The 2,768-nt window shown below is 72.3% G+C and carries 2 protein-coding genes; one reads left to right on the forward strand and one right to left on the reverse strand.

The annotated features are described in order from the left end of the window. A partial coding sequence (locus tag PROKR_RS33705) for a glycosyltransferase family 2 protein (RefSeq protein ID WP_036959519.1) occupies positions 1-1,934 on the reverse strand: 1,934 nt, incomplete at its 3' end. 178 nt (positions 1,935-2,112) lie between these two features. Here PROKR_RS33705 and PROKR_RS03470 point away from each other — a divergent pair. Beyond that, the coding region (locus tag PROKR_RS03470) for an acyltransferase family protein (protein ID WP_211240018.1) at positions 2,113-2,768 on the forward strand (656 nt) is incomplete at its 3' end.

Consider the following 2,768-nt stretch of genomic DNA (forward strand, 5'->3'; position numbering starts at 1 on the left):
CGGACCATGGCCGACGCCGCGCGCAGCGGCTCCTCGGCGAGCGTCCCCAGCGATACCGCGACGACGCCCGGGTGCGAGCCGATGACGGCCCGGGGCCGGGGCACGAACGCCGTGGGCAGCGACGGTGTGCCGACGCTCCGGTCGACCGCCAGCACCTCGTCGGCGGGCACGCCGCGCGGGCTCCAGAGCACCGCTCCCCCGAAGACGGACTTCGCGGTGCGCTCGACGAAGTCGGCGTCGTAGGTGGCGAACGGCACCCCCGCGACCTGCTCGGGCCGGTCCACGACCACCACGACCTGCGGCGCGCGCAGGCCGCAGCGCAGCCGGGGCAGGTAGGAGAGCGCCGTGGGGTCGACGCACACGATGCGCTCCGTCTGGACGTCGTCGTCCCAGGCGATGCCGTCGACGAGGCCCGAAGCAAGCATCCGCCGCACGGGCTCGATGAAGTACAGCTTGCGGCGCGGCTCGAGCGAGAAGCCCTCGACGTGCACGAGCGCGATCCGGCGCGTGGGGTCGGCCTCGGCGAGCGCCTGGACCCACTGGGCGGCGTCGCGCTCGCGCGGCTCGTCGGACCGCCAGTCGCCGAGGACCACCAGGTCGTAGCCGGGGTGCGGCTGCGGTGCGATCTCGAACCGCCGCGGGGTGGGGAACCTGCGCTCCTCGCGGCCGAGGTACGGCGAGGCGCCGCGGCGCAGCTCGTCGTGCCAGGTCAGCATCGCGGACCGGTACAGCATGCGCGCCGGGTGGCGCCAACCGCTGCGGAACTCGTCCCGCGAGAGGGAGCCGGCGCTCATCCGCATGAACTGGAGCGTGGGCTGGAGGTCCACGGTCCGTCCCGGGAGCGCGGCGTCCAGCCGGAAGTGGAACTCGGTGTCGGCGGCCTTGCGCACGGGGTCGAACGAGCCGAAGAGCGGCCACACCTGCTCGCGCCGGAACATCAGGGTCGGGGCGACCGCCTGGCGGATCGTGTTCTGCCGCCGGGCGAGCACCAGGTCGTCCGAGAGCTTGACCGCGTTGGTGCGCACGCCGCTGACGAGGCTGTCGGCCGCCAGGGCCGCGACCGAGAGCTCGATGCGCTGCGGGTGGGCCCAGTCGTCGGCGTCCTGGAAGGTGACGTAGACACCCTTGGCCTCGTCGATCGCGCGGTTGCGCGCCGCGTAGGTGCCGGCGTTCTGGGTCTGCACCAGGACCCGCACGCGCGGGTCGAGGGCCGCGACGTCCCGGTAGACGTCCGCGTACTCGGGACCCGACGCGTCGTCGATGACGAGGATCTCGAGGTCGCGGTACGTCTGCCCCAGGACGGACCGCACCGACGTCGCCAGCTCGGCGCCCGGGCGGAACGAGCTGATGATCACGGTGACGAGGTCGCCGCCCGTGGTGCCGGCGGGCACGCCGGTCGTCAGCCGGTCGAACGGGCTCGCGTCGTCCGCGGGGGGCGCGAGCTGGATCGGGGCGGCGTCGCCGAGGATCAGCTCGTTGAAGGTGTCCGTCCAGGCCTGCTCGTCCGACGACGGGTCGACCGCCGGGTTCGCCAGGTCGATCCGGAGCATGTCGGACTGCTGCGGCAGCAGCGAGAGCTTGGGCAGCACCCGCTTGAGGTCGTCGACGCGGCGGCGCTCGACGAGCAGGTGGCCCAGGAGGAATGCCTGCTGGGGACCGACGCTGCGGGAGCCGCGCGACGCCGCCTTGAGCAGCACCTCGAGCGCTTCGTCGAGCTCGTCGTCGTCTGCCGGCGCGACGCCGATCGCGTGGGCGCGTGCCATGGACCACCGGGACTGCTGGAGCCCCTCGGTCGCGTCACGCAGGAGGGCCATCAGGTCCCGGTGGGACTGGGAGTCGGTGCGTCGCGCGATGTCCGAGACGATGAAGGCATTCACCCGCATGCGCTGGATCTCCGCGGCGACCACCGGAAGGTCGGACCGATCGTTCGTCATGTTCCTGCTCGGCTCGGGCGGCGCTCGTCCGCGCCGCGTCGGCCTGATTGTGACAGAGCCTCGGCCCCGTGCCGAACACCCGGGGTGAATTCCTGCCAGGGCTCGGTGCGCCGGTGACGGACCGCTCGCTGCTAAAGTGTGCGGCCGGGCAGCGTGCCCATCGTTTCCCTGGAGCGACGTGACGACTCTTGCAACTTCACCCGCGACACCGCGCGAGGACCACCGGCCGGCCCGGCAGGGCGGGTTCCGCCCGGACATCGAGGGACTCCGTGCGGTAGCCATCGGCGCGGTGCTGATCTACCACGCCGGCATCCCCTTCCTCCCCGGTGGGTTCATCGGCGTCGACATCTTCTTCGTGATCTCCGGGTTCCTCATCACGGGCCTGCTGGTCCGTGAGGTCGAGCGCACCGGCCGGGTGTCCCTGACGCAGTTCTACGCCCGCCGCGCCAAGCGGCTGCTGCCCGCCACGGCGCTGGTGCTGTCGGCGAGCGCGGCCATCGTCTGGTTCACCAGCTCGGTGACCGAGTGGCGCACGTTCGGCGGCGACATCGTGGCCGCCGCGGCGTACGTCGTGAACTGGCGCCTGGCCGAACGCTCCGTCGACTACCTGGCCGAGGGCACCACGGCGTCGCCGGTGCAGCACTTCTGGTCGCTCGCGGTCGAGGAGCAGTTCTACATCGTCTGGCCGCTGCTGCTCGTCCTGGTCACGCTCCTGGTGCGCCGCACGCGGTTCGGCGTGCGGCCGCTGATGGCGGTCGGGCTGGCGTTCATCGTCGTCCCGTCGTTCGTCTGGTCCGTGCTGCTGACCAGCTCCAACCAGGCCACGGCCTTCTT

Origin of the sequence: Promicromonospora kroppenstedtii DSM 19349 (assembly GCF_000515355.1) — a bacterium.
Lineage (GTDB): Bacteria > Actinomycetota > Actinomycetes > Actinomycetales > Cellulomonadaceae > Promicromonospora > Promicromonospora kroppenstedtii.